Source organism: Streptomyces noursei (genome assembly GCF_016917755.1).
Classification (GTDB): domain Bacteria; phylum Actinomycetota; class Actinomycetes; order Streptomycetales; family Streptomycetaceae; genus Streptomyces; species Streptomyces yunnanensis.
Genome location: NZ_CP070326.1, coordinates 5,550,832 through 5,577,619, shown reverse-complemented (window position 1 = coordinate 5,577,619; position 26,788 = coordinate 5,550,832). Strand labels below are relative to the sequence as shown.

Annotated in this window: 23 protein-coding genes; 12 read left to right on the top strand and 11 right to left on the bottom strand. The window is 72.1% G+C overall.

The window, feature by feature from the left end; translation table 11 throughout:
• Nucleotides 1–268 precede the first annotated feature (268 nt).
• The 3 genes from ilvD to JNO44_RS24715 all read right to left on the bottom strand — a co-directional run bounded on the left by ilvD (nt 269) and on the right by JNO44_RS24715 (nt 4,320).
• Entirely contained in the window at nt 269–2,119 is a 1,851-nt protein-coding gene (gene ilvD, locus JNO44_RS24725) for a dihydroxy-acid dehydratase (RefSeq protein ID WP_205366138.1), read from the bottom strand.
• Nucleotides 2,120–2,315: 196 nt separating this feature from the next.
• Nucleotides 2,316–3,128 (bottom strand): sugar phosphate isomerase/epimerase family protein, encoded by an 813-nt coding sequence (locus JNO44_RS24720; protein ID WP_205370423.1) that lies wholly within the window; start codon nt 3,126–3,128, stop codon nt 2,316–2,318.
• 265 nt (nt 3,129–3,393) lie between these two features.
• On the bottom strand, nt 3,394–4,320 hold the full coding sequence (locus JNO44_RS24715) for a Ppx/GppA family phosphatase (RefSeq protein ID WP_205366137.1): 927 nt from the start codon (nt 4,318–4,320) through the stop codon (nt 3,394–3,396).
• A 57-nt stretch (nt 4,321–4,377) separates the two neighbouring features.
• On the opposite strand from JNO44_RS24715, the gene JNO44_RS24710 reads away from it, so the two are divergent.
• Nucleotides 4,378–5,244: a DUF3109 family protein gene (locus tag JNO44_RS24710; RefSeq protein ID WP_039634085.1), complete on the top strand. Its 867-nt coding sequence runs from the start codon at nt 4,378–4,380 to the stop codon at nt 5,242–5,244.
• A gap of 24 nt (nt 5,245–5,268) precedes the next feature.
• Here the strand turns inward: JNO44_RS24710 and JNO44_RS24705 are convergent, their stop codons facing one another.
• Nucleotides 5,269–7,026: a sigma-70 family RNA polymerase sigma factor gene (locus JNO44_RS24705; RefSeq protein ID WP_205366136.1), complete on the bottom strand. Its 1,758-nt coding sequence runs from the start codon at nt 7,024–7,026 to the stop codon at nt 5,269–5,271.
• Nucleotides 7,027–7,253: 227 nt separating this feature from the next.
• Between JNO44_RS24705 and radA the strand changes: the two genes are divergently transcribed.
• Together radA and disA are read left to right on the top strand one after the other, a co-directional pair.
• Nucleotides 7,254–8,666, top strand: a complete 1,413-nt coding sequence (radA, locus tag JNO44_RS24700; RefSeq protein ID WP_205366135.1) for a DNA repair protein RadA — start codon at nt 7,254–7,256, stop codon at nt 8,664–8,666.
• Between the two features lie 132 nt (nt 8,667–8,798).
• Nucleotides 8,799–9,920 carry a DNA integrity scanning diadenylate cyclase DisA gene (disA, locus tag JNO44_RS24695; RefSeq protein ID WP_205366134.1) on the top strand — a complete coding sequence of 374 codons (1,122 nt, stop codon included), beginning with the start codon at nt 8,799–8,801 and terminating at the stop codon, nt 9,918–9,920.
• A 43-nt stretch (nt 9,921–9,963) separates the two neighbouring features.
• On the opposite strand, the gene JNO44_RS24690 is transcribed toward disA, so the two are convergent.
• The 3 genes from JNO44_RS24690 to JNO44_RS24680 form a co-directional block, all read right to left on the bottom strand.
• Nucleotides 9,964–10,962, bottom strand: coding sequence for an NAD-dependent epimerase/dehydratase family protein (locus JNO44_RS24690; RefSeq protein ID WP_205366133.1), 999 nt, complete (start codon nt 10,960–10,962; stop codon nt 9,964–9,966).
• Between the two features lie 128 nt (nt 10,963–11,090).
• Complete coding sequence (locus tag JNO44_RS24685) at nt 11,091–11,903, bottom strand: hypothetical protein (protein ID WP_205366132.1); 813 nt, start codon at nt 11,901–11,903, stop codon at nt 11,091–11,093.
• A gap of 311 nt (nt 11,904–12,214) precedes the next feature.
• Nucleotides 12,215–12,874 (bottom strand): pyridoxamine 5'-phosphate oxidase family protein, encoded by a 660-nt coding sequence (locus JNO44_RS24680; RefSeq protein WP_235094015.1) that lies wholly within the window; start codon nt 12,872–12,874, stop codon nt 12,215–12,217.
• 180 nt (nt 12,875–13,054) lie between these two features.
• Between JNO44_RS24680 and JNO44_RS24675 the strand changes: the two genes are divergently transcribed.
• The 5 genes from JNO44_RS24675 to cseC all read left to right on the top strand — a co-directional run bounded on the left by JNO44_RS24675 (nt 13,055) and on the right by cseC (nt 18,079).
• On the top strand, nt 13,055–14,014 hold the full coding sequence (locus tag JNO44_RS24675; protein WP_235094014.1) for an HhH-GPD family protein: 960 nt from the start codon (nt 13,055–13,057) through the stop codon (nt 14,012–14,014).
• A 628-nt stretch (nt 14,015–14,642) separates the two neighbouring features.
• Complete coding sequence (locus JNO44_RS24670) at nt 14,643–15,194, top strand: SigE family RNA polymerase sigma factor (RefSeq protein WP_018540435.1); 552 nt, start codon at nt 14,643–14,645, stop codon at nt 15,192–15,194.
• A 166-nt stretch (nt 15,195–15,360) separates the two neighbouring features.
• A complete protein-coding gene (locus tag JNO44_RS24665) occupies nt 15,361–16,032 on the top strand; it encodes a hypothetical protein (protein WP_420882676.1) in 672 nt (223 codons plus the stop codon).
• Nucleotides 16,033–16,052: 20 nt separating this feature from the next.
• A complete protein-coding gene (gene cseB, locus JNO44_RS24660; protein ID WP_205366131.1) occupies nt 16,053–16,766 on the top strand; it encodes a two-component system response regulator CseB in 714 nt (237 codons plus the stop codon).
• Between the two features lie 8 nt (nt 16,767–16,774).
• A complete protein-coding gene (cseC, locus tag JNO44_RS24655) occupies nt 16,775–18,079 on the top strand; it encodes a two-component system sensor histidine kinase CseC (protein WP_039634101.1) in 1,305 nt (434 codons plus the stop codon).
• Between the two features lie 21 nt (nt 18,080–18,100).
• On the opposite strand, the gene JNO44_RS24650 is transcribed toward cseC, so the two are convergent.
• Nucleotides 18,101–18,475, bottom strand: a complete 375-nt coding sequence (locus JNO44_RS24650) for an ATP-binding protein (protein ID WP_205366130.1) — start codon at nt 18,473–18,475, stop codon at nt 18,101–18,103.
• Nucleotides 18,475–18,669, bottom strand: a complete 195-nt coding sequence (locus JNO44_RS24645; RefSeq protein WP_039634104.1) for a hypothetical protein — start codon at nt 18,667–18,669, stop codon at nt 18,475–18,477. The genes JNO44_RS24650 and JNO44_RS24645 overlap by 1 nt, the downstream gene beginning before the upstream one ends.
• Nucleotides 18,670–18,785: 116 nt before the next feature.
• Here JNO44_RS24645 and JNO44_RS24640 point away from each other — a divergent pair, with 116 nt between their 5' ends.
• The gene (locus JNO44_RS24640) at nt 18,786–19,640 is read left to right on the top strand and encodes a helix-turn-helix domain-containing protein (protein WP_205366129.1); all 855 of its coding nucleotides are present in this window, start codon (nt 18,786–18,788) and stop codon (nt 19,638–19,640) included.
• A complete protein-coding gene (locus JNO44_RS24635; protein ID WP_205366128.1) occupies nt 19,618–19,917 on the top strand; it encodes a DUF397 domain-containing protein in 300 nt (99 codons plus the stop codon). The genes JNO44_RS24640 and JNO44_RS24635 overlap by 23 nt, the downstream gene beginning before the upstream one ends.
• Before the next feature lie 80 nt (nt 19,918–19,997).
• Here the strand turns inward: JNO44_RS24635 and JNO44_RS24630 are convergent, their stop codons facing one another.
• Entirely contained in the window at nt 19,998–21,524 is a 1,527-nt protein-coding gene (locus tag JNO44_RS24630; RefSeq protein ID WP_205366127.1) for an MDR family MFS transporter, read from the bottom strand.
• Nucleotides 21,525–21,807: 283 nt separating this feature from the next.
• Here JNO44_RS24630 and JNO44_RS24625 point away from each other — a divergent pair, with 283 nt between their 5' ends.
• Nucleotides 21,808–22,425, top strand: a complete 618-nt coding sequence (locus JNO44_RS24625) for a TetR/AcrR family transcriptional regulator (protein ID WP_205366126.1) — start codon at nt 21,808–21,810, stop codon at nt 22,423–22,425.
• On the opposite strand, the gene JNO44_RS24620 is transcribed toward JNO44_RS24625, so the two are convergent.
• On the bottom strand, nt 22,407–23,096 hold the full coding sequence (locus tag JNO44_RS24620; protein ID WP_205366125.1) for a M23 family metallopeptidase: 690 nt from the start codon (nt 23,094–23,096) through the stop codon (nt 22,407–22,409). The two genes, JNO44_RS24625 and JNO44_RS24620, sit on opposite strands and share 19 nt — an antisense overlap.
• Nucleotides 23,097–23,597: 501 nt before the next feature.
• On the opposite strand from JNO44_RS24620, the gene JNO44_RS24615 reads away from it, so the two are divergent.
• Complete coding sequence (locus JNO44_RS24615; RefSeq protein WP_205366124.1) at nt 23,598–26,786, top strand: NACHT domain-containing protein; 3,189 nt, start codon at nt 23,598–23,600, stop codon at nt 26,784–26,786.
• Nucleotides 26,787–26,788 lie beyond the last annotated feature (2 nt).

Below are 26,788 nucleotides of genomic sequence, written 5' to 3'. Positions count from 1 at the left end.
ACTCGCAGACGTGCGACGTCACCACTGCCAACGCGTCGGCAGGACCAGGCTCGGCAGGACCAGGTTCGTCAGCCATCATGCCCTCAGTATCTCACTGGGTATGGCCACAATTAGGGCACACGTTCTGTGAACCTCGACTCCGCATCATCGCGCCATATTCCGGACAGTTCACGCCTCCTGCTCCCCCCTCCTCGGGAGAGGGGAGACTATCGGGGGCGTTCGCCGCGGGGAAGGGCGCCGCGTGACGCTCCTGGCCGGTGGGCCGGGCTCAGCCCAGCTTGCTCACGTCGCGCACCGCGCCCTTGTCCGCGCTGGTGGCCATGGCCGCGTAGGCGCGCAGGGCCGCGGAGACCTTGCGGTCGCGGTTCTTCGGGGCGTAGACACCGCCGAGGGCCTCCCGGCGGGCGGCCAACTCCTCTTCGCCGACGAGGAGTTCGATCGAACGGTTCGGGATGTCGATGCGGATGCGGTCGCCGTCCTCGACGAGGGCGATGGTGCCGCCGGAGGCCGCCTCGGGGGAGGCGTGGCCGATGGAGAGGCCGGACGTGCCGCCGGAGAAGCGGCCGTCGGTGACCAGGGCGCACGTCTTGCCCAGGCCGCGGCCCTTCAGGAACGAGGTCGGGTAGAGCATCTCCTGCATGCCCGGGCCGCCCTTGGGGCCCTCGTAGCGGATGACGACGACGTCGCCCTCCTTGACCTGCTTGTTGAGGATCTTCTCGACGGCCTCGTCCTGGGACTCGCAGACGACGGCGGGACCCTCGAAGGTCCAGATGGACTCGTCGACGCCGGCGGTCTTCACCACGCACCCGTCGAGGGCGATGTTGCCCTTGAGGACGGCCAGGCCGCCGTCCTTGGAGTAGGCGTGCTCGACGGAGCGGATGCAGCCGCCGGCGGCGTCCACGTCCAGGGTCTCCCAGCGCTCGGACTGGGAGAAGGCGGTGGCCGAGCGCTTGCAGCCGGGGGCGGCGTGCCACAGCTCGACGGCCTCGGCGGACGGCGAACCTCCGCGCACGTCCCAGGTCTTGAGCCACTCGGCGAGGGTGGTGGCGTGGACGGAGTGGACGTCCTCGCTGAGCATGCCGCCGCGGTACAGCTCGCCGAGGATGGCCGGGATGCCGCCGGCGCGGTGCACGTCCTCCATGTAGTACGTGCCGCCGGGGGCGATGTTCGGGGCGACCTTGGCCAGGCACGGGACGCGGCGGGAGACCGCGTCGATGTCCCTGAGGTCGTAGTCCAGACCGGCCTCCTGGGCGGCGGCCAGCAGGTGCAGGATCGTGTTGGTCGAGCCGCCCATGGCGATGTCCAGGGCCATGGCGTTCTCGAAGGCGTCGCGGGTGGCGATGTTGCGCGGCAGGACGGACTCGTCGCCGTCCTCGTAGTAGCGCTTGGTGATCTCGACGACCGTGCGGCCGGCGTTCTCGTAGAGGGCGCGGCGGGCGGTGTGGGTGGCGAGGACCGAGCCGTTGCCGGGGAGGCTCAGGCCGATGGCCTCGGTCAGGCAGTTCATGGAGTTGGCGGTGAACATGCCGGAACAGGAGCCGCAGGTGGGGCAGGCGTTCTCCTCGATGCGGAGGACGTCCGCGTCGGAGACGCTGTCGTTGGAGGCGTCCACCATCGCGTCGATCAGGTCGAGCTTGCGGACCGTGCCGTCGACGAGGGTGGCCTGGCCGGCCTCCATCGGGCCGCCGGAGACGAAGACCACCGGGATGTTGAGGCGCAGCGCGGCCATCAGCATCCCGGGGGTGATCTTGTCGCAGTTGGAGATGCAGATCAGCGCGTCGGCGCAGTGCGCCTCGACCATGTACTCGACCGAGTCCGCGATCAGGTCGCGGGAGGGCAGGGAGTACAGCATGCCGCCGTGGCCCATCGCGATGCCGTCGTCGACCGCGATGGTGTTGAACTCGCGGGGGACGGCGCCGGCGGCGCGGATGGCGTCGGAGACGATCCGGCCGACCGGGGCGAGGTGGGTGTGGCCGGGCACGAACTCGGTGAAGGAGTTGGCGACCGCGACGATCGGCTTGCCGATGTCCTCGCTCGCTACGCCCGAGGCCCGCATAAGGGCGCGGGCGCCCGCCATGTTGCGGCCATGGGTAACGGTGCGGGACCTCAGCTCGGGCACGATGGTCACTCCCTCGGGATACGGACGTACGGCGCGGCGCCATACAACAGGCACAGCAGGTACGGCAGGCCATACAGCAGCTGATCCCGAGATTACGCTCTTGATCCAAGATCCGGACACCGACTCCGGTATGTGAGATGACCGACCGGAGTGCGGACGGGCGGTGCCACCGCGCGACACCCGGCGGGGCGGTCGGCTACTTGCCGGGGACCCAGGTCGGGGACGCCAGGTGGAGGCGGGTGAAGGCCAGCGCCTCGGCCAGGTCGGCCTCGCGTTCGGCGGCGGACATCGCCCGGCGGGTGTTGACCTCGACCACCACGTGACCGTCGAACCCGGTGGCGGCCAGCCGCTCCAGCAGCTCCGCGCAGGGCTGGCTGCCGCGGCCCGGCACCAGGTGCTCGTCCTTGGCGGAGCCGTTGCCGTCCGCGAGGTGGACGTGGGCCAGCCGGTCGCCCATCCGCTCCACCATCGCCAGCGCGTCGTGGCGGGCGGTGGCGGTGTGCGAGAGGTCGACGGTGAAGTGCCGGTAGTCGTCGTTGGTGGGGTCCCAGTCGGGGGCGTAGGCGAGCATCTCGCGGTCGCGGTAGCGCCAGGGGTACATGTTCTCCACCGCGAACCGGACGTCGGTCTCGCCCTCCATCCGCCAGATGCCGCGGACGAACTCCCGTGCGTAGTTGCGTTGCCAGCGGAACGGCGGGTGCACCACGACCGTGGAGGCGCCGAGCTTCTCGGCCGCGATGCGGGCGCGCTGGAGCTTGACCCACGGGTCGGTGGACCAGACCCGTTGGGTGATCAGCAGGCAGGGCGCGTGGACGGCCAGCACCGGCACGCCGTGGTAGTCCGAGAGCCGGCGCAGCGCCTCTATGTCCTGGCTGACCGGGTCGGTCCACACCATGACCTCGACGCCGTCGTAGCCCAGGCGCGCGGCGATCTCGAAGGCCGTCGCCGTCGACTCCGGATAGACCGAAGCCGTGGACAGCGCGACCTTCGCATCGGGGATGCGCACCACTGGCTCTGTCACGAGGGACAGCGTACGGGCCGGAAACCGGCACGGGGCAGGACGTGAGAACCGCCACGGCCACCCGACGGGACGCCTGTGACGCACGAGGCCCCGTGCAACGCCTGTGGCACCCCGGCTCCACGGCGCACGATGTGATCTCCACCGCATTCGGGCAGGCCGGGCGCACCCGCACGCTCCGGGGCGCGCCCGGCCGCGCCGCCGCGGGGGACGGGCCCCGCGCAGCCGTCCGCCGTCGCGCAGGCCGGGCAGCCGCCTACGGAAGGTGGTCCAACCGCCGCAGGATGACCCCTTCCCGCAGCGCCCAGGGGCAGATCTCCAAGGTCTCCACCCCGAACAGATCCATCGCCGCCTCGGCCACCAGCGCCCCCGCCAGCAGCTGCCGCGAGCGCCCCTCGGACACCCCCGGGAGCCCGGCCCGCTCCCGGGAGCTCATCTGGGCCAGCCTCGGCACCCACTCCTCCAGCTTCTTGCGGGACAGCTCGCGCTGGACGTACAGCCCTTCCGCCGAACGCGCCGCGCCCGCGATCCGGGCCAGCTGTTTGAAGGTCTTGGAGGTCCCGACGACCTGGTCGGGGGTGCCGTGCCGGGAGAAGTCGCTGACCGTGCGGGCGATCCCGGCACGCACCCGACGGCGCAGCGCCCGGATGTCCTCCGGGTCCGGCGGATCGGCCCGCAGGTCGGCGCCGGTCAGCCGGCCCGCGCCGTACGGCAGCGAGACCGCCACGTCCGGGTCCTCGTCAAGGCCGTAGGCGATCTCCAGCGAGCCGCCGCCGATGTCCAGGACGAGCAGCCGGCCGGCCGACCAGCCCAGCCAGCGGCGGGCGGCCAGGAAGGTCAGCCGCGCCTCGTCCTCGCCGGAGAGGACCTGGAGGGTGACCCCGGTCTCCTCGGTGAGGTGGCGCAGCACCTCCTCGCCGTTGGTGGCCTCGCGGATCGCGGAGGTGGCGAACGGGAGCACGTCCTCGACGCCCTTGTCCTCGGCGACCTGCATCGCCTCCCGGATGGTGAGCACCAGGCGGTGGACGCCGGCCTCGTTTATGGCGCCGCCCTCGTCGAGGAGTTCGGCCAGGCGCAGTTCCGCCTTGTGCGAGTAGGCGGGCAACGGGCGCGCGCCGGGGTGTGCGTCCACCACCAGGAGGTGGACGGTATTCGAACCCACATCGAGGACACCGAGTCTCATACGTGGAAACCTACTGCCGCGACAGGGCACACTCGGTGCCGGCCGTACGCTGGACCCGTGGCAAAGACGAAACAGGCGAAGCACGAAAAGGCCCTGAAGAAGGAAGAAAAGCGGCGTGCCAAGGCCGCCGCGGCCGCGCAGTCCGGCGACGGGGCCACGGCCGACGAGGTCGGCCTCGACTTCGCCCGCGCCTGGGTCACCTTCCCCGACCCGGGCGACGACGAGCAGCTCTTCCGCTGCGACCTGACCTGGCTGACCTCCCGCTGGACCTGCATCTTCGGCAGCGGCTGCCAGGGCATCCAGGCCGGCCGCGCGGACGACGGCTGCTGCACGCTGGGCGCGCACTTCTCCGACGAGGAGGACGAGGAGCGGGTCGCGCAGCACGTGGCGCGGCTCACCCCCGACCTGTGGCAGTTCCACGACGTCGGCACCGGCACCGGGTGGATCGAGGAGGACGAGGACGGCGAGCGGCAGACCCGCCGCTGGCAGGGCTCCTGCATCTTCCAGAACCGCCCCGGCTTCCAGGGCGGCGCCGGCTGCTCGCTGCACATCCTCGCGCTCCGCGAGGGCCGCGAGCCGCTGGAGACCAAGCCGGACGTCTGCTGGCAGCTGCCGGTCCGGCGCACCTACGACTGGATCGACCGGCCGGACGACACCCAGATCCTCCAGGTCACCATCGGCGAGTACGACCGCCGCGGCTGGGGCCCCGGCGGCCACGACCTGCACTGGTGGTGCACCTCCGCGACCTCCGCGCACGGCGCCGGCGACCCGGTCTACGTCACCTACAAGCCGGAGCTGACCGAGCTGATGGGCAAGGCCGGCTACGCCAAGCTCGTCGAGCTGTGCGAGCAGCGGCTGGCCTCGCAGCTGCCGCTGGCACCGCACCCGGCCGACCCGAAGCCGAGGGCCGCCGACGCGACGTAGTCGGCGGCGCGGCGGCCCGCCGAGTCAGTCCGGCGGGCGGGTGGTGTGCTTCGGCGTCGGCGGCGGGGTGGGTCCCGTGGTCGGCGCCGGGGTCCCGGTCGGGCCGGGGCGCGCGGGCGTCGGGGACGGCGCCGGTGGCGTCGGGGCGGGCCTGGTGGGCCGCGGCGACGGCTGCGGTGCCGGGTGGCTGGGCCGCGGGCGCGGAGTGCCGGACGAGGGCCGGACCGGCCCGGGAGCGGGCTCGGTCGCCCCGTGCCCCTTCAGGGTGACGACGCGGCCGCCGGGCTCGATGGCGATCGCGGACCGCCAGTTCCCGTCGGGCTCCCGGTCGTGGTCCACCGAGACCGTGATCCTCGCGACCTGCCCCGGCTCCAACTGCCCGGCGGTGTGGCTCAGTTGGAGCCAGGGCGCATCGGCCGCCGCCCGCCAGCGCACCGGGGTGCCGCCGGAGGCGCGGATCGTGACGACCGTGGTGTCCTCGACCGGCCGCGCGTCGATCGTCAGCCGGCCCGGGCTCTTCTCCTCCCGCCCGTCGGGCGGCGTCGGGCCGTCGTCCACGCCCAGCACCGCGACCGAGACGTCCGGTGCCTCGTCGTCGAGCGGGAGGTCCGGGCGCGGGTGCCGCGACCGGGTGTTGCCCGCGTTCTCGTAGGGACGGCCGTCGAGCCTGTCGCCCGGCATCGCCCCCACCTCGTTGGCCGCCACGGTCGGCATGACGTCCGTCTCGCCGGTCTCCGGGGCGCCTCGGTACGCCGCCCACAGCGCGAGCACCGGCGCCGCCAGCACGGTCGCCACGACGGTGGTGGTCAGCGCGCGGTTGCGCAGCCGCCGGCGACGGGCGGAGCGGTCCGTAGGGGCGACCGGGAAACCCTTGCGGTCATAGCGTGGAGAACCGTTTGCTCCACCGCTCCGGCCGGCCGTGGCGAGGGCGGCCCCCGGCACGCCCTCGGCCCGCCCCGACCGGGACGTCCGGGCCGCCACCAGCGCCGCGCAGACCGCCGCCCGGTCCGCGGTGACCAGCGGCAGCCCGCCCTGCTCGGCCGGTGCGGTGCCCGGCCAGGGCCCGGCGGCGGTGGCCCGCTCGGCCGTCCGGCGGCACTCCGCGCAGTCGTCGACGTGGCGCACCAACTCCCGGCGGAGCGCCGCGCCCAACAGCATCTGGCTGTCCCCGGCCAGCCGGGCCACGTCCGGACATCGCCCGAACTCGACCACCGCCAGCGCCGCCCGGGTCCGCTCCACCTCGCAGGAGGCGGCGGCCAGCCGCGTGCGGGTGGCCGCCGGGTCGGCCCCGGTCACCGCGGCGATCTCCTCCGGCGCCAGCCGGTGCCGGACCGACAGCTCCAGCACCTCGCGCTGCTCGGGCGTGGTGCCGGCCGCCTCCGGCCAGGCCAGTGCGGCCAGCTCCCGCTGCCGGGCCGGCGTGCGCCCGGAGTCGGGCGGGCCGATCGCGTCCGGGGCGGCCTGCTCGGCGAGCCGGCGCAGGCACGCCCAGCGGGCCAGGGCGTAGAGCCAGGGGCGGAAGAGTGCCGGGTCGCCGGGGCGGCGGCCGTACTGGCGCTCGGCGAGCGCCAGGGTCTCGCCGAGGACCACAGCTGCCGTGTCGTGCTCGCACAGCACGGACAGGCAGTAGGTGAACAACCCGTCCAGATGGGGCTCGTAGCGGTCCTGGTGCTCGGGGCGGGTGGGCCGCCCGTCGGTCTGCGTCCGGTGCCGGCGCGGCGCGGCGGTGCGCGACCGGAGTGCGCCGGTGGTGTGCGTAGGGTGCTCGGGCCTGCTGCTCATCACCCCGGCGACGGTAGGCGGATGATGCAGCCGCTCCTGTGTAGCGGGGTCACTTTTAACCCTTACGGGTGACCATCTCCCTCAAAAGGGGACACGGATCTGCTAAATGCCCGTCGTCTGCGCGCGGCGCACGCCACCCGGTCGGTGCAACGGCCGCCGGTGGGGGTCCCCGCTCGTCGAGAGCTCGGGGGACGCCCGCTGTCACACCCCGCCGCTACGGTGGCGGCATGGCAACTCGTAAAACGTCGGCCAAGGATCGCCCCTCGTACCGCTGCACCGAGTGCGGCTGGACCACCGCCAAGTGGCTCGGCCGCTGCCCGGAGTGCCAGGCGTGGGGCACGGTCGAGGAGTTCGGCGGCGCCCCCGCGGTGCGCACCACCGCGCCCGGCCGGGTCACCACCGCCGCCCTGCCCATCGGCCAGGTCGACGGCAAGCAGGCCACCGCCCGAACGACCGGCGTGCCCGAGCTGGACCGCGTCCTGGGCGGCGGGCTGGTCCCCGGCGCGGTCGTGCTGCTGGCCGGCGAGCCCGGCGTCGGCAAGTCCACCCTCCTGCTGGACGTCGCCGCCAAGGCCGCCTCCGCCGCCCACCGCACGCTCTATGTGACCGGCGAGGAGTCCGCCAGCCAGGTCCGGCTGCGCGCCGACCGCATCGGCGCCCTCGACGAGGATCTCTATCTGGCCGCCGAGACGGACCTGTCCGCCGTCCTCGGCCATCTGGACAGCGTCAAGCCCTCGCTGCTGATCCTGGACTCCGTGCAGACCGTCGCCTCCCCCGAGATCGACGGCGCCCCCGGCGGCATGGCCCAGGTCCGCGAGGTCGCCGGCGCCCTGATCCGGGCATCCAAGGAGCGCGGCATGTCCACCCTGCTGGTCGGCCACGTCACCAAGGACGGCGCCATCGCCGGCCCCCGCCTCCTGGAGCACCTGGTCGACGTCGTCCTCCACTTCGAGGGCGACCGGCACGCCCGCCTCCGCCTCGTCCGCGGCGTGAAGAACCGCTACGGCACCACCGACGAGGTCGGCTGCTTCGAACTGCACGACGAGGGCATCACCGGCCTCGCCGACCCCTCCGGCCTCTTCCTGACCCGCCGCGCCGAGCCGGTGCCCGGGACGTGCCTGACGGTCACCCTGGAGGGCCGCCGCCCGCTGGTCGCCGAGGTCCAGGCGCTGACCGTCGACTCCCAGATCCCCTCCCCCCGGCGCACCACCTCCGGCCTGGAGACCTCCCGGGTCTCGATGATGCTCGCCGTCCTGGAGCAGCGCGGCCGGATCAGCGCCCTGGGCAAGCGCGACATCTACAGCGCCACGGTCGGCGGGGTGAAGCTCAGCGAGCCGGCCGCCGACCTCGCCGTCGCCCTCGCGCTGGCCAGCGCCGCCAGCGACACCCCGCTGCCCAAGAACCTCGTCGCCATCGGCGAGGTCGGGCTGGCCGGGGAGGTCCGGAGGGTCACCGGCGTCCAGCGCCGCCTGTCGGAGGCCGCCCGGCTCGGCTTCACGCACGCCCTGGTCCCCACCGACCCCGGCAAGATCCCCGACGGAATGCGGGTCATGGAGGTCGCCGACGTCGGGCAGGCGTTGTCCGTGCTGCCCAAGCGGGTCCGCCGGGAGGCCCCGCGGGAGGAGGAAGTGCGCCGGTAGACTTTGCCCCGGTCTCGCCCGTCACCACCGTCCCGCCGCCGGCTGCGTAGCTCCTGGGTACTCTCCGTGTGGTACGCACCGCGGCACCGGCCGGGCGGCCCGGACCGACAGACCATGCGACGGAGGAGTGCAGTGGCAGCGAACGACCGGGCGTCGTCTCCCGGCAGGTCCGCAGGGACCGGCACCGAGAGCCTGATGCGCGCCTCGCTGAGCGCCGTCGCGCCCGGTACGGCCCTGCGGGACGGCCTGGAGCGCATCCTCCGCGGCAACACGGGCGGCCTGATCGTCCTCGGCTTCGACAAGACCGTCGAGTCCATGTGCACCGGCGGCTTCGTCCTCGACGTCGAGTTCACCGCGACCCGCCTGCGCGAGCTGTGCAAGCTCGACGGCGCGCTGGTCCTCGACAAGGACATCACCAAGATCCTCCGGGCCGGGGTCCAGCTGGTGCCGGACGCCTCGATCCCCACCGAGGAGACCGGCACCCGCCACCGCACCGCCCAGCGGGTCTCCATCCAGACCAACTTCCCGGTGGTCTCGGTCAGCCAGTCCATGCGCCTGATCGCGCTCTACGTGGACGGCGAGCGCCGCGTCCTGGAGGAGTCCGCCGCGATCCTCTCCCGCGCCAACCAGGCGCTGGCCACCCTGGAGCGCTACAAGCTCCGCCTCGACGAGGTCGCCGGCACCCTCTCCGCCCTGGAGATCGAGGACCTGGTCACGGTCCGCGACGTCTCCGCGGTCGCCCAGCGCCTGGAGATGGTCCGCCGGATCGCCACCGAGATCGCCGAGTACGTCGTCGAACTGGGCACCGACGGCCGCCTGCTGACCCTCCAGCTCGAAGAGCTGATCGCCGGGGTGGAGCCGGAGCGCGAGCTGGTCGCCCGGGACTACGTCCCCGAGCCCACCGCCAAGCGCTCCCGCACGGTCGCCGAGGCACTGGCCGAGCTGGACGCCCTCACCCACCCCGAGCTGCTCGAACTCCCCATAGTGGCCCGCGCGTTGGGCTACAGCGGCTCGCCCGAGACGCTGGACTCGGCGGTCTCGCCGCGCGGCTTCCGGCTGCTGGCGAAGGTCCCCCGCCTCCCCGGCGCCGTCATCGACCGCCTGGTCGACCACTTCGGCGGCCTCCAGAAGCTCCTCGCCGCCAGCGTCGACGACCTCCAGGCGGTCGAGGGTGTCGGCGAGACCCGCGCCCGCTCGGTCCGCGAGGGCCTCTCCCGCCTGGCGGAGTCGTCGATCCTGGAGCGGTACGTCTAGGAGGTTTCCGCCGTGGGGCCCCCGGGCCCCACGGCCCCGCCCCCTACGCCTCCCGCCCCAGCACCGCCGCCTCCTTCTCCGTCGGCAGCCCCAGGACCGGCCGGTCCGGGCGTTGTGGTGCCACCCCGCCGATGCCGCGCAGCCACTCCCAGGTGTCCGCCACCGTCTCGCCGACCGGCCGGCAACGCAGCCCCGCCGCCAGCGCCTTGGAGACGTCAGCGCCGTGCATCGCGTCGTGCAGCTCGCCCGGCGGCAGCCAGACCGGCAGCTCCGTCCACGGCTCGATGCCCGCCGCCAGCACGTCCTCCGGCGCCGTCCACCGCAGTTCGGCCGACGAGCCGGTGACCCGCGCACAGCTCTCCAGCAGCTCGCCCATGGTGGCGTGCCCCGACTCGCTCACCAGGCTGTACGCGCCGGACCGCCGGTCCCGTACGGCGTCCAGGGTCCACTCCGCGAGGTCGCGGGCGTCGATGTACTGCAACGGCAGGTCGCGCGGGCCGGGCGCCAGGACCGGTCCGCCGCGCGCGATCCGGTTCAGCCACCACGGCAACCGGCCGATGTTCTCGTACGGGCCGAGGATCAGCCCCGCGCGGACCAGCAGCGCCCGGTCCTCCCCGAACGCGTCGACAGCGGCGAGTTCACCGCCCCGCTTGGCGCGCGCGTAGTCGTCGGCGTCGGCCGCGGCCGGGTCGGCGCCCGCCACCACCGGCGCGGACTCGCTGATCCGCCCGGTGGGCGGGAAGGCGTAGACCGAGCCGCTGGAGAGGTACGCGTACACGCCCGCCCGGTCGGCCAGCAGGCGGGCCGCGTCCCGGACCGCCACCGGTGCGGCGCTCCAGGTGTCCACGACGGCGTCCCACGCGCCGCCCTCCAGGGCGGCCAGCCCGCCCTCCGCCAGCCGGTCGCCGTGCAGCACGGCGACCCCCTCGGGTGCCGTGTGCCGCCCCCGGTGGAAGACCGTGACGTCCCAGTTCCGGGCCAGCGCCGCCTCGGCCAGCGCCCGCCCCACGAACTCCGTACCGCCCAGAATCAGTAGCCTCATGGCGGCGACTGTGCCCCAGCGGCCGGACCGCCACCAGTGGTGCACGCTGTGAGCGGATCACCTACGGGCGGAACTTCCGGAGGCGGCTCTTCCGTGCACCGCCGCGCCGCACCGTCCCGCGCCGGGCGTCAGTCCTTGGCCAGGGCGAACGACGCGTGGACCGCGGTCAGTCCCGGCACCTTCGCCTGGACCAGGTACGTGCCGGCCGGCACCGCGGCCGCGCTCGGCGTCTGGCACTGGGGGCCGCTGGCCCGCCGGTCCCACTCGACGGTGCGGCTCACCGTGGCCTTGGCGGGCACCTGGAGCAGCGCCGGGCCCGCGCCGGTCGCGCAGTCGTCGGAGGCCCACACCCGGTCGTCGCCCGCGGTGTCGGTGATGGTGAGCACCGCCGCCTTGCGCCCGAGGTCCACCTTGCACGCCGCACCACCGGTGTTCTGCACGGCCAGCTGGAACTTCGGCTTGTCGTCGGGCGCGTAGGAGTCCTTGACGCTCTTCAGCGTCAACTTCACTGTCTCGGGGCGGCAGTTGGGGAGCGACGGGCCCGCCGCGACGATGTCGCCGCCCGCGGGCTGCCCGATCGGCGCACTGCCGGAGCCGGCACCGCCGCCGGAGCCCCCGCTCCCGCCGCCCGACCCCGCACCGCCCCCGGAGCTCGAACCGCCGCCCGATCCCGAACCACCGCCGGACCCCGACTCATCGCGGCCGCCCGGCTTTTGGCTGATCGCGGGGCCACTGGGCGCGGGCCCGGGCGTGATGGAGGCGGCGGGTCCGGATCCCGCTGCGCCCTTGCCCTCGTTGCCCGACTTCCCGTCGCTTCCGCCCATGGTGAGCACCCACACCACCAGGGCGGTGAGGAGGATGACGACGGCCAGCGCAATTGCCCTCCGCCGCCAGTAGATGGAGGAGGGAAGCGGCCCGATCGGATTGCGCAGTGATCCCACGCGAAAACTCTACGAGAGATCCGCACCGGCACCGGCCAGTACCCGCCGCATCAGGCTGCAACTTTTCCCATCATCAGCCCGGTGACCGTCCGTGGCCGTCCACCCCTGCGCCTTTCCGCCCGGACCACGGCGCGCACCGCGCGGCGCGCCGCTCGTCGCCAACCCCTCCCACATGCCTGACATTTCGTCAGATTCCGCCCCCGGTAGCCGACTCCGCCCTCCCCATCACCACGGAACGGCGCTCTCACCACGGAACGGCGCTGTTCCCCTCCGACCACGGGACGCCCACCGGCACACGCCCCACGCCGGCGTCACCGCTCTCCGGCCGAGCCCTCACCGGTCCGCCCGGCAGCACCGGCCCCGCCCTCAGAGGCGCGCTGCGACCGCCACTCCTCCTTGTGGCCAAATCCCTGCGCATTGTCGATCAGCCGTAGCCAGTCCGGGCGCAGTTCCCACAGCGCGGTCCGCTCCAGGGCCGCGCGCAGTCGCTCGTCGGCCGTGACGAAGGGGAAGCGCGCGGTGTAGGCACGCCATCCGGCGGCCCGTTCGTCGCCGTCCAACCGGCGGCAGCTCCCCCGCCCCTGGATCCCGGTCAGTCCGCTCCACTCCTGGCCGTCCCGCTGCACCGTGAACGCCGCCCGTGCGCCGGGCTCCCCCAGGGCCCGGCCGTGCCGGGTGCTCGCGGCGGTGACGAAGTACAGGACCGGCGCCCCGTCGGCGGCCTCCCCGGCGGCGTAGAGCACCGCGCACGCCTGCGGCCCGTCCTCGTCCGCATACGCCAGCGTCATCGTGGTGTGCCCGTCCAGCGCCCGCCGGATCCCGGCCGGACAGGCCGCGTCGCCGGCCGCCCCGCCGGCCGCCCTTCCTTCCGTTCCCACTGCCGCGCCGGCCTTCCCGACCGCCGTCCCGGCCGCGTCACCGGACTCCGCCGCCCGGCCCCCGACGCCCTGTGCACCGCTCGTCTCCTCCATATCTGCATCCTCGTACGCCACCGCCGCGCCCGGCGCACCGGCCCGTGGCCCGGTGGTGGTGCGACCGCCGGTAGCCCCCGCCCGCCGCCGGCCTGCCTTCCTGCGTGTGGGTGGGCGTGCGGCGGGGCGGGGCCGGTGCGTTTCCTGGGGGCGGGCGGGCGTGCCAGGATCGGCAGTGCCATGACTTCCACGCCTGCCATTTCCAGTGCCATGACCGCCGTCGCCGAGAACGCCTCCGCCGCCGCATCGGCCGCGGAGGCCACGGACGGGACCGGGCTGCACGGCCCGGTCACCGACTGGTTCGCCGAGCACGCTCGCGACCTGCCCTGGCGCCGCCCCGAGGCGGGCGCCTGGGGGGTGATGGTGAGCGAGTTCATGCTCCAGCAGACGCCGGTCAGCCGTGTGCTGCCGGTGTACGAGCAGTGGGTGGCCCGCTGGCCGCGGCCCGCCGACCTCGCCGCCGAGCCACCGGGCGAGGCGGTGCGCGCCTGGGGCCGGCTCGGCTATCCGCGGCGCGCGCTGCGGCTGCACGCCGCGGCCTCCGCCATACAGGAGCGCCACGGCGGCGACGTCCCCCGTGAACACGCCCAGCTGCTGGCGCTGCCCGGCGTCGGCGAGTACACCGCGGCGGCCGTCGCCTCCTTCGCCTACGGGCAGCGGCACGCGGTGCTGGACACCAACGTCCGGCGGGTCTTCGCCCGCTCCGTCACCGGCCGCCAGTACCCGCCGAACGCCACCACCGCCGCCGAACGCAAGCTCGCCCGTGCCCTGCTCCCCGACGACGAGGACCTCGCGGCGCGCTGGGCGGCGGCCACGATGGAGCTGGGCGCCCTGATCTGCACCGCCCGCGGTCCGGAGTGCCATCGCTGCCCGATCGCCGCCCAGTGCGCCTGGCGACTGGCGGGGGCGCCGGCCCACGACGGTCCGCCGCGCCGCACCCAGGCGTACGCCGGCACCGACCGCCAGGTGCGCGGCAAGCTGCTGGCCGTCCTGCGCGAGGCGGTGGCGCCGGTGCCGCAGGGCGCGCTGGACGCGGTGTGGGACGAGCCGGTGCAGCGGGCCCGCGCGCTCGACGGGCTGGTGTCGGACGGCCTGGTGGAGCCGTTGGGCGGTGGCCGCTACCGGCTTCCGCACTCCTGAGCGGTGGCCGGCAGCTCGCTCCGGTGGTCACCTGGGCGAGTGACCGGCGCGGCGGCGACATGGGTGCGGCGGCGGTGACCGCCCTCGGCGGCGCCCGCCGACCCGGGTCGTCGTCACGTCGCCGTCATCTATGTCACGGTGCCGTCATGTAACGCCCGCGCCGTTCCGCGCATCTTCACGGGCGCGATCCCTCTTTTCTGGGGTCGCGCCCGTCGGCTTGCCGGCGCCGCACGGCCACCGGATCGGCGACCGCGACGGCCCGCGCAACGGCGGTCGGGTGCGGTTGCCGACCGAAACCGAGCAATCGGCGATCTGGCCGAAAAGCGCCCCGATAAGGCGGGTTCTGTCCCTCCGTAGCGGTCTCGGGCTTCTCACGAGCCCTCCGCGGGACCTTCGTCCCTCCTGGTGGGGGCCGCTCATCCGCCGGGAGTATGACGCCGCTCCGGCCCCTGTCCGTCCGAGGTATGACCCCCAGCGGGCTGTTACACAACCGACGGTTTTCCGTGCACTCCCTGAGGGGCCGACGCACATTACGCCGCAACACCCCCTCCGTAGCGTCATTCCCGTGCTGGAGATGACCGCCGGCACGGACAACGTGGGGAAACGAAAGCGGATCGGAGGCGTCGGGATGGCGACCAGCGGCGGCAAGGTACTGGACTTTGAGGAGTACGTGCGGACCCGGCAGGATGCCCTGCTGCGCAGCGCCCGGCGCCTGGTGCCGGACCCGGTCGACGCCCAGGACCTGCTCCAGACGGCCCTCGTCCGCACCTACGGCCGCTGGGACGGCATCGCGGACAAGTCGCTGGCGGACGCCTACCTCCGCCGCGTCATGATCAACACCCGCACCGAGTGGTGGCGCGCCCGCAAGCTGGAAGAGGTGCCCACCGAGCAGCTCCCGGACGCCAGCGTCGACGACGGCACCGAGCAGCGCGCCGACCGCGCCCTGCTGATGGACATCCTCGGCGTGCTCGCCCCCAAGCAGCGCAGCGTCGTCGTGCTGCGGCACTGGGAGCAGATGAGCACCGAGGAGACCGCCGCCGCGCTCGGCATGTCGACCGGCACCGTCAAGAGCACCCTGCACCGGGCCCTCGCCCGGCTCCGCCAGGAGCTGGAGAACCGCGACATAGACGCCCGGATCCTGGAGCGCGGGGAGCAGGAGCGGGAGCGTTGCGCGGCCTGACCGGCGGCGCGACGGGGAGCACTTCCGCCGGCACGGCCGGCGACGTAACCAAGCCCACAGCCCGGCTCACGGCCCGGCGCGCGACAATCTCCTCAGGAGCAGCGGTCGAGCGCGCGGCGACAAGGGGAGCGGCGGCTGTGCGAGCGGCACGGTGAGCAGGAGCGGATTGTCCAGATACAGGCTGACCAGGGGCCTGGCCAGAAACGGTTGGACCAAGGGCGGCACGGCCACAGCGGGCGTGGCCGCCGTTGGTCTTCTGCTCGCCGGATGCACCCCTGGGGGCGAGGGCATACGCAAGGAGGGCACGGCCAGCAGCACTCCCGCGCCCCGGGGCGCAGTGAGTTCCACGCCGGCGCCCACGCCCAGCACGCACTACAAGAAGGTCAACGCGGTCAAGCTGCTCGCCGCGGACCCGAAGGTCAGCGCGGACGTGAAGCGGGCCGTCGCCAAGCCGTGCGCGGCGGACGAGTACCCGATCGAGGTGACCTACGCCTCACTGACCGGCAGCAAGTCCTCCGACATCATCGTCAACGTGATGACCTGCGCGGACTCCGTCGGCCTCGGCGCGTACGTCTACCGCGAGCGCGCCGGCTCCCAGGACGGGTATGACAACGTGTACGCGAACGAGCAGCCGTCGGTCTACGCCGGAGTGAGCAAGGGCGAGCTGGAGGTCTCCAAGCAGACCTATGACACGGGCGACAAGGTGTGCTGCCCCTCGGGGGAAGATGTGATGACGTACCGCTGGGCGAACGACCACTTCACCGAGTACGACCGGTACCACACCGACTACAGCAAGACCACCGTCGACGACGAAACCACCGTCGACGGAACCATGTGAGCGGAGGGCAAGAGAACCGCATGGCCGACACCCACGTGCTCTTCGTCGAGGACGACGACGTCATCCGTGAAGCCACCCAGCTCGCACTGGAGCGGGACGGCTTCGTGGTCACCGCGATGCCCGACGGGCTCGCGGGCCTGGAGGCGTTCCGCGCCAACCGTCCCGACATCGCCCTGCTCGACGTGATGGTCCCCGGGCTCGACGGCGTCAGCCTCTGCCGCCGCATCCGTGACGAGTCCACGGTCCCCGTGATCATGCTGTCGGCGCGCGCCGACTCGATCGACGTGGTGCTGGGCCTGGAGGCCGGCGCCGACGACTACGTCACCAAGCCGTTCGACGGCGCGGTGCTGGTCGCCCGGATCCGCGCCGTGCTGCGCCGCTTCGGCCACGCCAGCGGCCCGGACGACCGTGCCGGCGCCGGCACGGCGGACGGCGACGGCCTGGCGGAGGCGGTGCTGCGCTTCGGCGACCTGGAGGTCGACACCGAGGGCATGGAGGTCCGCAAGGGCGGCGAGACGGTCGCGCTGACGCCGACCGAGATGCGGCTGCTGCTGGAGTTCTCCACCGCCCCGAACACCGTCCTCTCCCGCGACCGGCTGCTGGAGCGGGTGTGGGACTACGGCTGGGGCGGCGACACCCGGGTCGTGGACGTCCATGTCCAGCGGCTGCGCGGCAAGATCGGCCAGGACCGGATCGAGACGGTCCGCGGCTTCGGATACAAGCTGAGAGGCTGACACCTCCGGTGGTCAGGCTGGCCCTGCGAACGGGTCTGAGATGGAAACTCAGCGCCGCGATCGCGCTCGTCGGGGCGCTGGTCGCGGTGGCGTTGAGCCTTGTCGTACACAACGCCGCCCGGGTCTCCATGCTCGACAACAGCCGTGACGTCCAGATAGAACGCCTCAACTTCACGCAGAAGATCTTCGAGTCCACCAACCGCCTCCAGTTCGGCGCGAAGATCGACGACCCGGCGCTGCCCAAGGCCCTCCGCAAGGAGGTCAAGGAGGGCGACCGGGCCACCTACCTGGAGGACACCGGCCAGACCGCCCCCGAGGTCTGGGCCGCCTCCCCCCTCAGCAACGGCCGTGTGCTCTCCCTCCACGACCGCTTCCCCGACCGCTTCGCCGTCCTCGACGACCTCGACCAGGCGCTGCTGATCGGCTCCACGGCCGTGGTGGTCGGCGGCTGCGCGCTGGGCGTCCTGGTCGGCGGCCGGCTCTCCCAGCGGCTGCGGAAGGCCGCCGCGGCCGCCGGGAAGCTCGCCGACGGCGACACCTCCGTCCGGGTCCGCGACGAGGTCGGCGGCGGCCGGGTCCGCGACGAGACGGACGACCTCGCCTGGGCGGTGGACGCCATGTCCGACGCCCTCCAGCAGCGCATCGAGGCCGAGCGGCGGGTGACCGCGGACATCGCGCACGAGCTCCGCACCCCGGTGACGGGCCTGCTGACCGCCGCCGAACTCCTTCCCCCCGGCCGCCCGTCCGAACTGGTCCGCGACCGCGCCCAGGCCATGCGCACCCTCGTCGAGGACGTGCTGGAGGTGGCCCGCCTCGACGGCCACGCCGAGCGCGCCGAGCTCCAGGACGTCGCCCTGGGCGAGTTCGTCACCCGCCGGGTGCGCGCCCTCGACTCCGGCGTCACCGTCGAGGTCATCCGCGACGCCGAGGTCTCCACCGACCCCCGCCGCCTCGAACGCATCCTGGGCAACCTCATCGCGAACGCCTCCCGGCACGGCAAGCCGCCCATCGAGGTCAGCGTCGAGGGCCGCGTCATCCGGGTCCGCGACCACGGCACCGGCTTCCCGGAGGCCCTGCTGCGCGAGGGCCCCAGCCGCTTCCGCACCGGCAGCAGCGACCGCGCCGGCGTCGGCCACGGCCTGGGCCTGACCATCGCGGTGGGGCAGGCGCGGGTGTTGGGTGCGCGGTTGACCTTCCGCAACGCCGACGAGCTCACGGACGGCTCGACCGGCGCGGTCTCGGTCCTCTGGCTCCCGGAGAACGCCCCGACCTCCACCGGCAGCTTCCCGGTCATCCAGCTGCCGGACCGCTGACGGGGCGGCGCGGCCCCCGACCTACGTCGTCGCCGGCTCCGCCGCCACCTCGCACCAGACCGTCTTGCTGGCCTCCTCCTGCCGTACGCCCCACCGCAGCGCGACGGCGTCCAGCAGCGCTATGCCACGCCCGTTCTCGTCGTCCACGGTGGCCCGGAGCAGGACGGGCAGGGCGCGCGGGTCGGGGTCGATGACTTCGATCCGCGTCCGCCCGTCCCCGATCCTGCGAACGTGCACGGTGACCGGCGCACCCTCCCCCACGTGCCGGATGACGTTGCCCACCAACTCGCTGACGCACAGCTCCACTTCGCAGGAAGCCGACGCGCCGAGATGGGCCCGCACCGCCTGCCGCAGCATCGGTACCTCCTTCGGCACGGCGAGCAGCCGGACCGTCATCACCGCGCCGCCGCCTTGTGCAGCACCTCGGCCAGCTTCCGGGCGGTGGCCATGTTGCAGTTGCCGAGCGCGACGAGCGGCGGCGGGTAGGCCCCCGCGAACGAGGGGAGTTCGACGCCGAGGGAGGGCAGCGTGATCCCGTTGGCCTTCAGCGCGGACCGCAGCCCCTCGGCACACTCGTGCACGTCATCCATGGTCGTTCACCTTCCTGTGCGCATTGTGATGAATCGCTCACAGCGTGGCGCCGGTCGCCCTACTTTGGAAGGGAATCGGGCCTGCAGACCCAACGAGCAAGTGGTGGTGGTGAGTCATGTCCCCTCGCAAGGACCCCGACCCGTCCGCGAGCGTCCCGTCCTTCTACGGCGCCGAGTTGCGCTTCTTGCGGGAGAGCGCGGGCCTCACGCTGGACCAGTTGGTGGAGGGCAGCTTCCGCGGCGCACCGTTACTCAGCCGGATCGAGCGCGGCGAACTGGGCATGCCGATGGATCTTGCCGTCCACATCGACAAGAGACTCAAGACGGGTGGCTTCTTCGAGCGCCACTACGAGGCAGTCCACAAGGCTCGACTGGCAGGGCATCCTCCGTATTTCGCGAAGATCCCGGACTTGGAGAAGTCCGCCACGACGATCGAGGACTGGGCGCCGTTCCTCATCCCTGGCCTGCTGCAAACGAAGGCGTACGCCCAAAGCATCGCTCAGTCCACAGCAGCCTGGGCGTCGCCTGAGACCGTCGAGGAACGTGTCCGCGCGAGACTGGCGCGCGCTGAATTCTGGAAGCACGACAACCGAGCCACGTACTGGGGGATTCTGCACGAGCCCCTGCTCCGTAAGCCGCTACTTCCGCCGAAGGAGATGGCCGAACAACTCGTGCACATCGCCGAGTTGATGAGGTGCAGTCGGACCGTTGTGCAGATCCTCCCGGAGTCGGAGACGGATCACTCACTCATGATGGGGCTGCTCAAGATTCTCACCTTCCCGGATGCCCCACCGCTGGCCTACACAGAGGGTGTTCACAGCAGCCAGATCATCGACTATCCACCGCTCGTGACGAACTACCGGAGGTCGTACGATCTGCTCAGGGCCGCCGCACTGTCACCCAAGGCGTCCCTGGCCATGATCGAGGAATCGGCAAGGGGCTACAGAGATGAAGCGCAGCAAGGGGATTGACCTAACGTCTGCCACTTGGCGCAAGAGCACCTACAGCAACGCTGAAGGCGGCGAATGCATCGAGGTCTCCGATGACTTCCTCACGACTGCCACCTGGCGCAAGAGCAGCTACAGCAACGGTGACGGCGCCGACTGCATCGAAGTCGTGGACACCCTCCCCGGCCTCGTCCCCGTCCGGGACAGCAAGGACCCGCACGGGCCGGCGCTCGTCTTCCCGGTCGCCGGCTGGTCGGCGTTCGTCGGTGCCGTCAAGAACGGCCAACTGCCCGGCGCCTGAGAGCGAAAACGGCCCCTGGTGTACGTGCGTCACGCACACCAGGGGCCGTTCGCTGTCCGCGGGCGGTCAGGCCGTCGGCGTCAGACCGCCTCGACGACCAGGGGCTTCTCGGCGGCCGCGTCGGCGTCAGCCGACTTCGCGGACGGGCCGCTGCCGCGCAGCGGGACCTCCTTGAGGAACCATGCCGCGACGAAGCCGACGACGCTGATGATCGCGCCCCACAGGAACACCTGGTGCGAACCGGACGCCACCGCGTGCGCGTACGCGTCCTTCACCGGGGCCGGCAGGCTGGGCAGCGTCTTCGGGTCCATCTGGGCGCCGCCGCCGGTCATCTTCGCGCCGGCCGCGGAGCCGAGCTTCTCGATCATCGTGTCCTTCACCTGGTTGGTGAAGACCGCACCCATGATCGCGACGCCGAACGAGCCGCCGATCGTCCGGAACAGGGTCGCGGACGAGGAGCCGACGCCCATGTCCTTCATCTCGACGCTGTTCTGCGCGATCAGCATCGTGGTCTGCATCAGGAAGCCCATGCCGGCGCCGAGCACCGCCATGTAGAGACCCGAGGTGAGGCGCGTGGTGCCGACGTCCATCAGGGCCAGCAGGCCCAGGCCGATGGTGATCAGGGCGCCGCCGCCGGTGACGAAGATCTTGTACCTGCCGGACTGGGTGGTGACCCGGCCCGCGATCAGCGACACCACCATCATCGCCAGCAGCATCGGCAGGAGCAGCAGGCCGGAGTTGGTCGCCGAGGCGCCCTGCACGGTCTGCTGGAACAGCGGCAGGAAGGTCATCGCGCCGAACATCACGAAGCCGACCAGGAAGCCGACAACCGTGACGAGCGAGAAGTTGGCGTTCCGGAAGATCCGGAGCGGGATGACCGGGTCGCTGACCTTGCGCTCGACGAGGACGAAGGCGACCAGCGCGACGACGGCCAGGATGCCCAGGCCCACGATCTGCTTCGACAGCCAGTCGTACTCGGTGCCGCCCCAGGTGGTCAGCAGCACCAGCGAGGTGATGCCGATGGTCAGCAGGGCCGCGCCCGCGTAGTCGATCCGGGTCTGCGACCGCTTCTTCGGCAGGTGCAGCACCGCGGTGACCATGATCAGCGCGATCGCGCCGAGCGGCAGGTTGATGTAGAAGCTCCAGCGCCAGCCGAGGTGGTCGGTGATGGTGCCGCCGACCAGCGGTCCGCCGATCATCGCGACGGCCATGACGCCGGCCATCATGCCCTGGAACTTGCCGCGCTCCCGCGGCGGGACCAGGTCGCCGATGATGGCCATGACGCCCACCATCAGACCGCCCGCGCCCAGGCCCTGTACGGCGCGGAAGCCGATCAGCTGGCCCATGTCCTGGGCCATGCCGGACAGCGCGGAGCCGATCAGGAAGATCACGATGGACGTCAGGAAGACGCCCTTCCGGCCGTACATGTCGCCGAGCTTGCCCCAGATCGGCGTGGACGCCGCGGTGGCCAGCGTGTAGGCGGTGACGACCCAGGACAGGTGCTCCAGCCCGCCCAGCTCACCGACGATCGTGGGCATCGCGGTGCCGACGATCATGTTGTCCAGCATCGCGAGGAGCATCGCGATCATGAGTGCGAAGACCACCATCCGCACGCTGGCCGGCCGTCTGCCCGTGCCCTGCGCCGGCTCCTGTATTTCCCCCGTCGGGGCCGCTGTCCGCGACATCCCCATCACTTCCCCATCGTTTCTTACTTACTTGCCGCCCGGCTAGTTTTGTACAGTGAGAAGGTAGAAGAGTTACTAGCCGGGCGTCAAGTAAGTTTTTGACGCCCGGGTGGGTAGGTCCGTGACCAGCGGGGCAGCAGATGATTGCCGGGACGCGGGCCGTGCCCGGCCCCGCACCGACACCGTCGTCACGCAGGAGAGCAGCATGAGCAGCGCACCACAGCCGCGCCGGGGGAACACCCGCCAGCGCATCCAGGACGTCGCCCTGGAGCTGTTCTCCGAACACGGCTACGAGAAGACCTCGCTGCGCGAGATCGCCGAGCGGCTGGACGTCACCAAGGCCGCCCTCTACTACCACTTCAAGACCAAGGAAGACATCGTCGTCAGCCTCTTCGAGGACCTGTGCCGGCCCATCGACGAGCTGATCGACTGGGCGCAGGAGCAGCCGCGCACCTTGGAGACCAAGCAGGAGGTGATCCGCCGCTACCACGAGTCGCTGCGGTCCTCCGAGGCCCTTTTCCGTTTCATGCAGGAAAACCAGGGCACCGTCCGCGACCTGACCGTCGGGCGGCGCTTCAAGGAACGGATGCTGACCCTCTACGACCTGCTGAAGGACGACGACGCCGAGCTGGTGGACCAGGTGCGCTGCATCACGGCACTGTTCGCCATGCACGCGGGCATGTTCGCGATGCAGAACGTGGAGGGCGACCCCGAGGAGAAGCGCAAGGCCATCCTCAGGGTCGCCACAGAACTGGTCACGGCGGCGAACCCGCCGGGCCGCCGGCCAGCCCGGCCGGATTCAGCTCAGACGGCGTCGCCGTGAGCCCGCAGGAATCCGGTCGGCTCGATGCCCGACCCGTAGTTGGGGCCGGTGCGGACCTCGAAGTGCAGGTGCGGGCCGGTGGAGTTGCCGGTGCTGCCGGACAGACCGATCTGCTGGCCGGTGGAGACCTGCTGACCCACGTGGACCTGGATCTGTGACAGGTGCGCGTACTGGGTGTACATGCCGTTCGCGTGCTTGATCACGATCGCGTTGCCGTAGGCCGGGCCGTCGCCGCCGCCCCACGGACCGGCCTTGACGACCGTGCCCTTGTGGACGGCGTGGACCGCGGTGCCGGTCGGCACGACGAAGTCCTGGCCGCTGTGCTTGTGGGCCCAGTGGCTGCCGGCGATGCCGAACGGCTCGCCCAGAACGTAGTTGTTGACCGGCTTCACCCAGGCGTTGGCCTTCTTCGCCGCGTCCACCTTGGCCTTCGCCGCGGTGACCTTGGCGTCCGTGGCGGCCTTGGCCTGCGCGTCGGCCTGCGCGGCGACGGCCTTGCTGACGCCCGCGGTCAGGTGCAGCAGCCCGCCGTCGGCGGCGGTGGCGACACCGGCGCCCAGCGCGGCGGTGATACCGGCGCCGGCGGCCACGACGGCCACCCGGTGACGCAGCGCGTACTTACCGGCCTTGGTGGAGTTCTTGGAATTGCGTATCGCGGCGAACTTCGACATGCGGGTTTCATCTCCAGGGAGGAAGTGAATGGGTTTTCCCGGCTGCGGCCCGGGATCGCCATTCCTTGGTAACCCGCCTCCGCCCTGGCGCCAAGGCCCCCTTTCTACTACCGGGACCCGTAATAGCCGGCACGCTCACCGACCGCCGCGAACCCACCCCAGACCACCCACCACACCCCCTCCCACCTGCCCGTTAACCCTCCCCTCCCACCATCCCCCCACTCCCCGAAATTCCCCTACTCCGACTAGTAGGACCCAAATCCCTGTGCGCCATGTCACGAGAATCCAAACCCTTCACGTGACCCGCATTACACAATCCCGGAAGGCAATGTGACCCGCGTTACGAGAAAGGATGTGACCCGCGTTACGTAATTCCTGATCCGCGGCCACCGGGAAATTCAAAAACGCCTGACCGGCCCCCGCCCGCCCCTCTAACCTGATCCGGACAACATCACAGCCAGCAGCCGACAGGCAGCACCGGCAGGGGGGAACGGACCGCACATGGACCCGTCAGCACTGGGCGCCCGGCTCGCGTCCGGCGTCGTCGCACCGCTCGTCAAGAAACTCTTCGTCCAGGAGGGCCCTGGCGCCGGCCTCGTCAACGCCCCGGTCCGCATCTCCGCCCTCGTCTCCTTCAGGGGCGAGCGGCGCAGCCTCGCCGACAAGGACCTGCACAAACTGGCCGCGGAGCTGGTCCGGCGCGCCGTGCGCTCCGCGGCACCCGGCGAACGCCCGATCCCCGAGGACGAGGAGGCCGCGGTGGCCGCGGCCCTGGCCGGCACCCTCGCCGCCCTCGGCACCGTGACCATGGACGACGTCCAGGCCGTCCGGCTGGGCCCGGCGGCCCTCGCGGAGTGCCTGACCACCGCGGCCCCTCAAGCCACCCGCGACCTCTCCCGGGACGCCGAACTCCTCCACCACACCCTTCTCACCACCGCCTGCCTGCACGTCATCCACTTCTTCACCCAGCGCTCCACCTTCATCGCGCGCACCCTCGTCCAGCAGAGCCACACTCTGGACACCCTGGTCACGAAGATCGACGACTTCCTCGCGCGGCACCCGTCCCCCCGCGCCGCCGACCTCGCCTTCGAGCGGACCTACCTCTCCCACCTCGCCCGCAAGCACGGCCGGCTCACCATCTACGGCATCGACCTGCACAACTCCCCGGACCGCTGGCCCCTGGACGCCGCGTACATGAGCCTGGAGGCGACCGGCCCGAGCCGCGCGGAAGGCCCCTTCGACGACCTCCCGCACCGCACCGCCGTCCCCGCCGACCAGGCCCTGGCCGGCCGGTCCCGTGTCCTCCTCCGCGGCGTCGCCGGCTCCGGCAAGAGCACCCTCGTCCAGTGGCTGGCCGTCTCCTGCACCAAACCCGTCGGCGACACCGCCCTCCCCCACCTCTACGGCCGCATCCCCTTCGTCCTGCCGTTGCGCACCCTCACCCGCGCCGGCGCCGCCCTCCCCACCCCGGACCGCTTCCTGGCCGCCACCGGCTCCCCGGTCTCCGGCGGGCAACCGCCCGGCTGGGCCGACCGCGTGCTGACCTCCGGCCGTGCCCTTCTCCTGATCGACGGCCTGGACGAGATCCCCGACCGCGAACGCGAGGCCACCCGCCGCTGGCTGCGCGACCTCCTCGACGCCTTCCCCGGCAACCTTTGGCTGGTCACCACCCGCCCCTCCGCGGTCCGCGACGACTGGCTGGCCCCCGACGGCTTCGACGAACTGACCCTCTCCCCCATGAGCCGCAACGAGGTCGCCGCCTTTCTCTCCCGCTGGCACCGCGCCGCCCGCCACGACGCCGACGACCCCGCGCTCCTGGACTCCTACGAGCAGTCCCTCCTGAACGCCGTCCGCACCAAGCCGGACCTCGGCCGCCTCGCGACCAACCCCCTCATGTGTGGCCTGATCTGCGCCCTCCACCGCGACCGCCGCGGCTACCTCCCGCACGGCCGCAAGGAGCTCTACGACGCTGCCCTGAGCATGCTGCTCTCCCGCCGCGACCGGGAACGCGACATGCGCGGCCCGGACGGCGTCGAGCTGGCCGACGAGCCGCAGATCCAGCTCCTCCAGCGCCTCGCCTACTGGCTGATCCGCAACGGCCGCACCGAACTCGACCGCGACCGCGCCGAACGCATCGTCGCCGACGCCCTCCCCGCCGTCCCGGTCGCCGCCGCCCAGGGCGACGCCCCGACCGTCTTCCGCCACCTCCTCCACCGCAGCGGCCTGCTCCGCGAACCGGCCCCCGGCACCGTCGACTTCGTCCACCGCACCTTCCAGGACTACCTGGGCGCCAAGGCCGCCGTGGAGGAGGGCGACTTCGGCCTGCTGCTGCAGCACGCCACGGACTCCCAGTGGGAGGACGTGATCCGGATGGCGGTCGCCCATGCCCGGCCGCGCGAACGGGCCGAACTGCTAAGGGGATTGCTCGTCAAGGGCACGCTCCGCACCGACCTGCTCGCGATGGCCTGCCTGGAACACGCGACGGAACTGGACCCGGCGGTGCGGGACGAGGTCAACGCGCGGGCACAGGTGATCCTGCCGCCGCGCACCCGCGAGGAATCGCACCTGCTCGTCGACGCGGGCCCGCTCGTCCTGGAACTGCTACCCGGCCCGGACGGGTTGGAGGATGATGAGGCCCAAGAGGTGATCTTCACCGCCGCATCCCTCGGCACCGACGCCGCCCTGGAATGCGTCAAGCCCTTCCGGAACCACCCCGCACGCACGGTCCACGCCCAACTGGGGCTCCACTGGCAGAAATTCGACACTGACCGGTATGCCGAAGAAGTCATCCAGCAGCTCGCCCCCGACGTGAGTGTCACCGTCTCCTCACCCGCCGAACTCCGTGTATTCAAGGCTCTGGGCGGCCGGCGCCATGCCACCGTATGCGGCGAGTTCACCGCTGGAGAACTCCTCGACGGCTTGCATCCGCACCAGGTCACGGATCTGCTGCTGGCCGACAACCCCAGCCTCAGCGACCTCACGTTCCTTCGCGACTTCCCCGCACTGGAATCCCTGACGCTACGGGACTGCCCGGCCGTCAAGACCGTCGCCCCGCTCGCCGACCTGCCCCTGCGCTACCTGGGAGTCACCGGCCGCGCCGACACCGGAGTACGCACCCCGCGGGAACTCGACCGCTTGAGCCGCTTGGAATCCCTGACGCTCTACGTCCCCCTCCCACCGGAGGGCCTGGCCGCCTTCCCCACGGACGCCCCCTTGACCACTCTCGTCCTCGGCCAGCGAATTCTCCCCGACTTCTCCCGGCTCACTTCCTGGCCGGGATTGAAAGTGATCCAGCTGCAACGGATGACGGACGCTTTCGCCACGGAACGATGGCGGGCGCTCTCCCTCCTCGACAGCCTGGAGACCTTCTCCTTCGGCCTGGCGGAAGGAGAAACCTCCCCCGGCATTCCCCCGGGCCTCCAACTCCCGCAGGTGAAGCGCCTCAGTCTCCTCAATACGGGACGCCGCTCCCTCACTGAATTCAGTGAGCTGCTGCGCTCTGCCCTCCCGGCTTTCCCCAACATCCGCACGCTCCAGCTCTTCGGCCTGATCGGCGGCCCCGCCGACCTCTCCCCCACAGCGTCCCTCGCTGCCCTTCAGGACCTCCACCTCTGCTGGGTCACGCCTTCCGCCGTCTACCCCCTCCCGCCCCACCTCGACGTCACGGTCTACCCCCGCCCCCGCACGTAAAG

Excerpts from the sequence above, each read along its gene's own strand:
- JNO44_RS24715 (WP_205366137.1), bottom strand. The coding sequence starts at position 4,320 with ATGAGACTCGGTGTCCTCGATGTGGGTTCGAATACCGTCCACCTCCTG.
- JNO44_RS24705 (WP_205366136.1), bottom strand. The coding sequence starts at position 7,026 with ATGAGCAGCAGGCCCGAGCACCCTACGCACACCACCGGCGCACTCCGG.
- radA (WP_205366135.1), top strand. The coding sequence starts at position 7,254 with ATGGCAACTCGTAAAACGTCGGCCAAGGATCGCCCCTCGTACCGCTGC.
- JNO44_RS24690 (WP_205366133.1), bottom strand. The coding sequence starts at position 10,962 with ATGAGGCTACTGATTCTGGGCGGTACGGAGTTCGTGGGGCGGGCGCTG.
- JNO44_RS24680 (WP_235094015.1), bottom strand. The coding sequence starts at position 12,874 with ATGGAGGAGACGAGCGGTGCACAGGGCGTCGGGGGCCGGGCGGCGGAG.
- JNO44_RS24675 (WP_235094014.1), top strand. The coding sequence starts at position 13,055 with ATGACTTCCACGCCTGCCATTTCCAGTGCCATGACCGCCGTCGCCGAG.
- JNO44_RS24670 (WP_018540435.1), top strand. The coding sequence starts at position 14,643 with ATGGCGACCAGCGGCGGCAAGGTACTGGACTTTGAGGAGTACGTGCGG.
- cseB (WP_205366131.1), top strand. The coding sequence starts at position 16,053 with ATGGCCGACACCCACGTGCTCTTCGTCGAGGACGACGACGTCATCCGT.
- JNO44_RS24650 (WP_205366130.1), bottom strand. The coding sequence starts at position 18,475 with ATGACGGTCCGGCTGCTCGCCGTGCCGAAGGAGGTACCGATGCTGCGG.
- JNO44_RS24645 (WP_039634104.1), bottom strand. The coding sequence starts at position 18,669 with ATGGATGACGTGCACGAGTGTGCCGAGGGGCTGCGGTCCGCGCTGAAG.
- JNO44_RS24640 (WP_205366129.1), top strand. The coding sequence starts at position 18,786 with ATGTCCCCTCGCAAGGACCCCGACCCGTCCGCGAGCGTCCCGTCCTTC.
- JNO44_RS24635 (WP_205366128.1), top strand. The coding sequence starts at position 19,618 with ATGAAGCGCAGCAAGGGGATTGACCTAACGTCTGCCACTTGGCGCAAG.
- JNO44_RS24630 (WP_205366127.1), bottom strand. The coding sequence starts at position 21,524 with ATGGTGGTCTTCGCACTCATGATCGCGATGCTCCTCGCGATGCTGGAC.
- JNO44_RS24625 (WP_205366126.1), top strand. The coding sequence starts at position 21,808 with ATGAGCAGCGCACCACAGCCGCGCCGGGGGAACACCCGCCAGCGCATC.
- JNO44_RS24620 (WP_205366125.1), bottom strand. The coding sequence starts at position 23,096 with ATGTCGAAGTTCGCCGCGATACGCAATTCCAAGAACTCCACCAAGGCC.
- JNO44_RS24615 (WP_205366124.1), top strand. The coding sequence starts at position 23,598 with ATGGACCCGTCAGCACTGGGCGCCCGGCTCGCGTCCGGCGTCGTCGCA.